At 46.5% G+C, this 7,846-nt stretch carries 8 protein-coding genes and 1 pseudogene; 6 read left to right on the top strand and 3 right to left on the bottom strand.

Annotated elements, in window-relative coordinates:
* The 4 genes from BM257_RS15035 to BM257_RS14895 all read left to right on the top strand — a co-directional run.
* Window positions 1-216: hypothetical protein (locus BM257_RS15035; RefSeq protein WP_218154505.1), on the top strand; the 216-nt coding region annotated here is incomplete at its 5' end.
* Between the two features lie 140 nt (window positions 217-356).
* Window positions 357-1,529 carry an ATP-binding protein gene (locus tag BM257_RS10560; RefSeq protein ID WP_177216092.1) on the top strand — a complete coding sequence of 391 codons (1,173 nt, stop codon included), beginning with the start codon at window positions 357-359 and terminating at the stop codon, window positions 1,527-1,529.
* A 392-nt stretch (window positions 1,530-1,921) separates the two neighbouring features.
* Window positions 1,922-2,389: an HU family DNA-binding protein gene (locus BM257_RS10555; protein ID WP_143096831.1), complete on the top strand. Its 468-nt coding sequence runs from the start codon at window positions 1,922-1,924 to the stop codon at window positions 2,387-2,389.
* Between the two features lie 38 nt (window positions 2,390-2,427).
* Window positions 2,428-2,517, top strand: coding sequence for a smalltalk protein (locus BM257_RS14895; RefSeq protein WP_177216091.1), 90 nt, complete (start codon window positions 2,428-2,430; stop codon window positions 2,515-2,517).
* Between the two features lie 40 nt (window positions 2,518-2,557).
* Here the strand turns inward: BM257_RS14895 and BM257_RS10550 are convergent, their stop codons facing one another.
* Window positions 2,558-3,139, bottom strand: a complete 582-nt coding sequence (locus BM257_RS10550; protein ID WP_092072130.1) for a hypothetical protein — start codon at window positions 3,137-3,139, stop codon at window positions 2,558-2,560.
* 18 nt (window positions 3,140-3,157) lie between these two features.
* Complete coding sequence (locus tag BM257_RS10545; RefSeq protein WP_092072127.1) at window positions 3,158-4,345, bottom strand: ATP-binding protein; 1,188 nt, start codon at window positions 4,343-4,345, stop codon at window positions 3,158-3,160.
* A 207-nt stretch (window positions 4,346-4,552) separates the two neighbouring features.
* On the opposite strand from BM257_RS10545, the pseudogene BM257_RS15315 reads away from it, so the two are divergent.
* Window positions 4,553-4,750: pseudogene (locus tag BM257_RS15315) on the top strand (hypothetical protein); the annotation flags it as partial.
* A complete protein-coding gene (locus BM257_RS10535) occupies window positions 4,751-5,380 on the top strand; it encodes a hypothetical protein (protein ID WP_092072122.1) in 630 nt (209 codons plus the stop codon). It abuts the pseudogene before it with no gap.
* 21 nt (window positions 5,381-5,401) lie between these two features.
* Here the strand turns inward: BM257_RS10535 and feoB are convergent, their stop codons facing one another.
* Window positions 5,402-7,777 carry a ferrous iron transport protein B gene (gene feoB, locus BM257_RS10530; protein ID WP_092072119.1) on the bottom strand — a complete coding sequence of 792 codons (2,376 nt, stop codon included), beginning with the start codon at window positions 7,775-7,777 and terminating at the stop codon, window positions 5,402-5,404.
* Between the last annotated feature and the right edge of the window lie 69 nt (window positions 7,778-7,846).

The following is a 7,846-nucleotide window of genomic DNA, read 5'->3' as shown; positions in this document are numbered from 1 at the left end:
CCAAAACTTACTGTCACAACTGTCACTGTCACGCATAAAAATGGGGTTATTGATTCCGATGCCTTCTATCCCCCACTCCAGTATCTGCCATCACTTGTACTAAAGGCTGGTATGCCTGATACTAAAGGCTGTTATACCCCTATGGGAGATACTGGAACGCCCTTTAACAGATACTGGAAAGGGGTTATGGGTTATGGTTTAAGGGTTAGAGGTTAGGGGTTAGTAGGGTAAAGTTTTTGCAAAAAGTTAGATTGTTTGTTGCATATATGAAATAAAATAGGTAAATTTGCACCGTGCATAGTGCATAAAATACAAGAATGTGCACCTTAGAAAGTGCAAATTAAACAACTAAAGATATGATAGAAGGAGCATTATTGCAGTACATGCGGGAGCAATTGAACTTGACATCACTGGATTTCAAGCGTTATCTGTACGACCAGATAAATTGGAACAATCGCCTTCTATGCCTGACAGGCGGACGGGGTGTAGGTAAGAGTACAATGGTAAAGCAGCATATCATAGAGACTCCTGATGAGTACAGCCTCTATGTGTCTGCCGATCACAGTTATTTCACGACCCATACGCTGATTGAACTGGCAGATAAGTTCGTGAAAGAAGGTGGCGAGCATCTGTATATCGATGAGATACATAAGTACGAAAGATGGAGTCGTGAGATAAAACAGATATATGACGCGCACCCGGCACTGAAAGTGTTCATCACTGGTTCTTCCATTCTCGACTTGTTGGATGGAGAGGCTGACTTGAGTAGGCGCATAGTTATGAAACATCTGTACGGCATGTCATTCAGAGAGTATTTGGAACTGGTGCATAAGATACATGTGCCAGTGTATCGTTTGGAGGACGTGTTGGCAGGGAAGGTGCAGATGAAGGAGTTGGAGCATCCGTTACCGATTTTCCGCCAGTATCTGCGTGACGGATATTATCCTTTTGCATTGGAGGGTGATTTCCAAGAGCGAATGCAGAATGTGATTCGTCAAACGATGGAGTCAGATATCCCGCATTATGCCAGAATGAGTCCTGCTACTGGTCGCAAGTTGCGTCAAATGTTGTCTATTGTAGCGCAGAGTGCACCCTATAAGCCGGAAGCGCAATCGCTGGCTAATGAACTTCATATCAGTCGCAACGATGTGCCGAACTACCTGCTGTTCATGGAGAAGGCAGAGATGATAGGTCAGTTGCGGGACGATACTGGAGGCATGCGCGGCTTAGGCAAAGTGGAGAAAGTTTTCCTTGGTAACACGAATATACAATATACCTTGGTAGGCGAGAATGCAGAGATAGGTAATGTGCGCGAGACATTCTTCTATAGCCAACTGCATGTTAAACATGATGTGATAGCGTCTCGTGTGAGTGATTTCTGTGTTGATGACTACACGTTTGAAGTGGGAGGCAAGAAGAAAGGAAAGAAACAGATCTCGGACGTGGAGAATGGTTATGTAGTGCGCGATGAGATAGAATACGCGACACCGCAGATCATCCCCCTTTGGATGTTCGGGCTATTGTATTAATATCGGAATGTGGTCATGAGTGTCATGTGTCACGAGTGTCATTAAGGATTTTTGATGCGAAATTCTGCCATAATATATAATATATATAAATATATATTTATATTATGATATTTTTAGGGAATTCAGAAATCCTTAATGACACGTGACATTCATGACCTTCATGACCACTTTCAAAATTTTTTGAAAAAAGTTACCCAAAAATTCGTAGACCGCAATGGGAATGTTGTACCTTTGCCGTCGCAATAAAGATGCGACGGCGATTGCGGGCTGCGGCTCAGCATAGCTCGAGCGAGCTCGGCTCTGCATTTACCTTGCACCGCAATTGCACTTGACAACCAACCTTATCATTAACCCTTTAAAAATTTAAAACCATGAGTCAGAAATTTATTAAAATGAAAAACACAAACGCTCGTTCCAGCGCATGCGGTAAGTACTTCGCCAAGGCTGTCTACGACAAGAACTTCGTAGGTACCAAAAGTCTTGCGGACTTCATCCAGACACAGGCGAGTGTGAAACGAAGTGACGTCATCGCCGTCCTCGACGAACTCGGTGGTGCCATGAAGCACTTCTTCGAGATGGGTCAGAAGGTGAAACTGGAGGGTATCGGTATCTTCAAGGTGGGCTTCTCCAGCATCGGTGCCGAGAAACCTGAGGACGTAGGTGCCCAGAACATCACCACACGTCGAGTCTTGTTCTCACCTGAGACCGTCCGTGTCGTGACGGGTGTCACCCACCGTGCCAACGGCACCGTAGCCCAGAAGTTCGCCGTAGCAAAGAACCTCGTCAAGGACGTCGTCTTCGAGGAGACGAAGGAGTACGCTGGGTTCGAGACTCCCTCCGAAGGAGGAGGTGGAGAGTGATGTATGATGTAAGATGTATGATGTAAGATGTGAGAGTTATGAAGAATAGTTGGAGAATGGTGATTCAATTGCTGATAAGCATACTCACCGCATTAGCTACGACACTCGGAGTCACGAGTTGCATGTAAAGAAGGAAGCCTGGGCATATTGCTCAGGCTTTTTTAATGGTTATGCAGCCATAGTAAGGAGGGAGGACGCCGCCTCCTCATGAAGGATGGCGAAGAGGCGTTTCATCTGTGATTCAGTGAGCTTGTGACTGCGTGCGAAGTCGGAAGTGGTATAGCCGTCGAGAAGCATCTGATGGAGTTCTGCGGTGAGGCGACCGAGTCCGTACTGACGCTCTTCTGCACGACGTTTGAGCGTCTCAAGTGCCTCGCGGTAGCGAAGGTTCCAATCGGTCGACTGACAAGGACGCGCACAGAGGTTGTCCTTAAGCGTAAGACTGCCATCATCCATGATAAAGGCTACACGGTAATAGCCTTCAGCATCGGACTTTTTGACCTTTTTCGTCGCGGGATCGCCTTTCTTCTCAATGATAATGGATCTTGGTGAAAGAGCACTATCCAGTTTTAAATAGCGTTCATAATTTTTCAGTCCGTCCTTCAGTGCCGCAGAAACCATCTGACCATATTGGTCGGACTGCTCTTGATACTCCATCAGAAGATTCACCAACTGGACGTAGTTGTCTTCGTCATCCTGAAATCTAAGGTGCATCGCACCTATCTTGTCATATATTTCTTTGACTGTCATTTGATGATAAATGATTGTTTACTTGAATAATGATACGATGTCCATTGACAGGAATTCTTCGGCAGGGATTCCACCATCACCCACGATAAAGGCAGCATTAGGATTGAATTTTTCTCGAAAAGTGGCAAGACCATTGGTATTCTTTTCTGCATTGCTCTTGACTTCGACGGCTATGACAGTACCCTTCTTACGAAGGATGAAATCGACCTCGTCATTACGATCGCGCCAATAGAACACCTCCAAGCGATGAACGAAAGCTTGACTGACAATCCATGCTCCAATGCCAGACTCAAAGATGCGTCCCCAACCTTTACGGTCCATAATGGCCTGATCGAAGGTGTGTGGATTATAAACCATCTTCAAGGCATTGTTGTAAACTTGGAATTTAGGAATACTGGCGCGACGACGGGCTGTATCAATACTATATTTCTGAAGACCGCAAAGCAATCCGCTTTCGTCAAGCAGATTAATGTAACCTGTTAGGGTAACGGTGTTACCAGCATCTTGTAGAGAACCAAGCATCTTTGTCAATGATAGTAATTCGCCAGAGTAGGAGGCGCCAAGTTCAAACGTCTGTCGCAGAAGGGCAGGCTTGCTGATAGGAGTATTCATCAGGATGTCCTTGTTGATCGTTGCATCGATGATGGCTGACTGGATATATTGCTCCCAACGATCAGGATCGTTTATCAGCTCCGCAGCACCAGGATAACTTCCATAGAAGAGGAACTGGTCGAGTGTGAATCCGAAGCATTCCTTCATCTCAGGGTAACTCCAATGGGTCATGCGGATTTCCTCGAAACGCCCTCCAAGTGATTCAGAAAGACCTTTCTCTAATAGTACTCGACTGCTACCAAGCAATAACACTTTGATATTACGATCGTGGAAAGTGTCATCGTCCCATTCTTTCTTGACAACCTCACTCCAGTTGGAGATCTTCTGAATCTCGTCGATAACAAGGATAATACTCTCAAAACCTTTGCTTTCTTTCAGGCTACGAACGGCTGCCCAACAATTGGATACCCATGCGGTATTAGTGGCTGGAACATTATCGGCAGAGAACTGCTGAAAAGGGATGTCCAGATCCTGCAGTACCTGCTTGACAACTGTGGATTTACCTACCTGACGAGGACCCATAACCACTTGAATGAACTTTCTTGGCTCTTCAAGTCTTTCTTTAATTACCTGATATTCAGCTCTTTTGTACATATCTAAACATTTTACTCAGTGGTGTGAGTAATTTTACTCAGGGCAAAGATACGAATTGTTTTATGAACTTGCAAATATTTATCGGTTTTTATTGAATGAAATAACAAAGAATTTCATCAAAAATGGGCGCACCACTACGCCGAGAAGCCGGTGATATGGTGACGCTCTTTCTTGTTGGCGAGGAGTTCTGCCTGACAGTAGGACTCTATCATCTATAGAAACCTGTATGATGAAGACGGTGCCATCATTTCCAATGACGGGAAGACCCTCTTTAAAGTTCCAGACATCCCTCACTATCGTATTCCAGAGGGTGTTGAGGAAATAAACGAAACGGCCTTTAAAAACCGCCCTCATCTCAAAGAGGTTGATATTCCTTATACTGTTGAATGGTATACTGACGAACTCATGAGTAATACAGCCATGCGTTATGCGCCAAAAGGATTGAAAGTCAACTACTGGAACTGGCCTTATCCAGAGAATTGTATTCGCAGCGAAGCGTTGGAGGCAGAGATATCTAACGGGTTCGTTGACGAATATGGTGCCGTCTATAGTCAAGACGGCAAACGACTGTTGAAATGTGCAGATGTAAAGTGTTACAAGGTCAGGGAAGGTACTGAAAGTGTAGATAAGCTGGCTTTCATTGGGTGTGACCAGTTAGAATGTCTTTATCTACCCTATACGCTCCCAGAAGAATCCTTTGATGCCATATTAGGAGGAACAGACACTGTTGGAGCAATTAGTTTCTGGGACAAGCCTTATGTACCAGAAGAACTAGACCCCAATGAGACGTGGTCAGACTATGAGGTTTACATCGATGAACACGATGTCGTCTATTCGATGGACCGGAAGCGTCTCCTCTATGCACGATACGGTTTCACAGAGAGTGAATACATCGTTCCTGACGGAACGCTGACAATCTGCGACCAGGCATTCTTATTCCATGAAGGATATCTAGTCTTATACCTTCCAGCCTCCATCAAAGTCATCGGTGACGATATCTTTGGCAAAGATGGAGGACAGATTGTGATCCTTTAGGAATCAATCACATTAGTCTTTTCAGAACAACAACAGTCCTATCTGATAGACGGCGGCACTGACTACCCATGCAACGATAGTGGTATAGACTGCCGCGAATCCTGCCCAGCGCCAGGAGCCCGTCTCGTTCTTGATGGCGACGATGGTGGCGATACAAGGGAAATAGAGCAGAATAAACAACAAGTAGCAGTAGGCGGCAAGAGGTGTGATTCCCTCAGCAAGCATCAACTGACGCAGGTGAGTGTATTTCTCATTGTCGTCACTGAACGAGTCATCATCGGCAAACGAGTCATCACCACTATAGAGCACACCAATGGTAGAGGCGACAATCTCCTTGGCACCCACTCCGGCTATCAAGCTGACATCCAGTTTCCAGTTGAAGCCCTGCGGTTCGAAGACAGGTTCTATTGCCTTACCCACCCTGCCGATATACGACTGTTCCTGTTGCTCCGGCACACTGAGACTGTCATTATGGGGGAAATAGCCCAGTGCCCATACGATGACACTTGCCACGAGGATGATGCCACCCATCTTCTTCAAGTACTCTTTTCCTTTCTCCCACGTATGACGACCAATAGCCTTCGTCGTCGGCATGCGGTAGGGAGGCAGTTCCATGACAAAAGGAGTATCCTCCCCCTTGATCACGAACGTGGAGAATATCTTACTGACAATGATAGAGACAAGGATGCCCACCAGATACAAGGAGATCATCGCCCACGAACGGTATTGCTGAGAGAAGAACGTCCCCGCAATCATGATATAGATAGGCAGACGCGCCGAGCATGACATGAACGGCAGGATCATCATGGTAATCAGACGGGACCGACGACTCTCTATCGTACGAGTCGCCATGACAGCAGGGACATTACACCCGAAACCCATGATCAACGGGATGAAAGACTTTCCATGCAGTCCCATCTTATGCATCAGCTTATCCATGATAAAGGCGGCACGCGCCATATACCCCGAGTCCTCCATCAAAGAGATAAAGAAATACAATATCAGTATCTGGGGCAGGAACACGATGACAGAGCCCACACCACCTATCACGCCATCCACCAGCATCGAGCGTAAAGGACCCTCAGGCATTGTACTGCCCACCAAGTCACCCAACCATTCCACACCAGCCTCTATCCAGTCCATCGGATACTGACCTAATGAGAAGGTCGTCTGGAACATCACAAAGAGGATCAGGAAGAAAATGGGGAAGCCCAGATACTTATTCGACAACACATCATCTATAAGATGTGTCATGCGATAGGTGTCCTCCTTCGTTCCCTTACGAAACTCCGCCTCTGTCAACGCACCATGGATAAAACCATATTTCGCATCCATGATAGCCGTCTCCGAATCCTCCTTGATCTCCTCCTTCACACGTTCCGCCGCCATCACCTTCGCCTCGATGATCTCATCAGCATTCGGCAATTGTTTGACATAACGCTCCACAGAGGTGTCGTTCTCCAACAACTTAATGGCAAGATAACGCGTGGAATACAAGGGGCGTACCTCTTCGTCCTCCTTCAGATGCTCTTGGATATGCACGATACCCGCCTCCAGCTCATGACCATGAGGGATATGGATATGACGTGCCAGCGAACTTTTGTCTTCATAGACGCTGATGACCTCATGGAACAGTTCCTGGACTCCCCTGCCCGACTTGAACGAGGTGGGAACAAAGGGAACACCGAACAGGGTGCTCAGTGTCTTGATATGTACGAAGTCACCTCTGCGCTCAAACTCGTCATACATATTCAGGGCACATACCATACGCACATTCATATCCACCAGCTGCGTCGTCAGGTAAAGGTTGCGCTCGAGATTCGAAGAGTCAATCACATTGATGACCACATCAGGATGCTGCTTCATCAGGTGTTCACGGACATATAGCTCCTCAGGACTATAACACGACAAGGAATAGGTGCCCGGCAAGTCTGTCAGGTCAAACTCATATCCCTCGAAAGAAGCATGAGCCATCGAGGCGTCCACCGTCACACCACTATAATTACCCACATGACCATGAGCACCACTGGCAAAGTTAAACAAGGAAGTCTTTCCACAGTTCGGATTACCCACCAATGCCACTTTGATGACATCCTTCAGTTTGATCGGCTGATCTCCAGAGAGCCCCTTTGTCGCTGACGAGGACGGCTGGTCTTCTGTACCTTCTGTCTGAGGCAGTACCTCCACCTCTATCATTTCCGCCTCCTGACGGCGCAGACTGATCTCATAGCCCATCAGTTTATAGATCACAGGGTCTTGCAAAGGAGCGTTCAGTGACACCTCCACATCCTTGCCTTTGATAAAACCCATTTCTATGATACGCTTACGGAATCCCCCGTGTCCTTGCACCTTCACAATGACACCGTGCTCTCCTGTTTTCAGTTCCGATAATTTCATCACCTAATTAGTTATTTCGTGCAAAGGTACGAATTATTCCTCATATTTTCAACATCATTCCATCGAAAT

Origin of the sequence: Prevotella sp. tf2-5 (genome assembly GCF_900115435.1) — a bacterium.
GTDB lineage: Bacteria > Bacteroidota > Bacteroidia > Bacteroidales > Bacteroidaceae > Prevotella.
The sequence above is the reverse complement of the archived record's forward strand: the minus strand, read 5'-3'. Positions and strand labels throughout refer to the sequence as shown.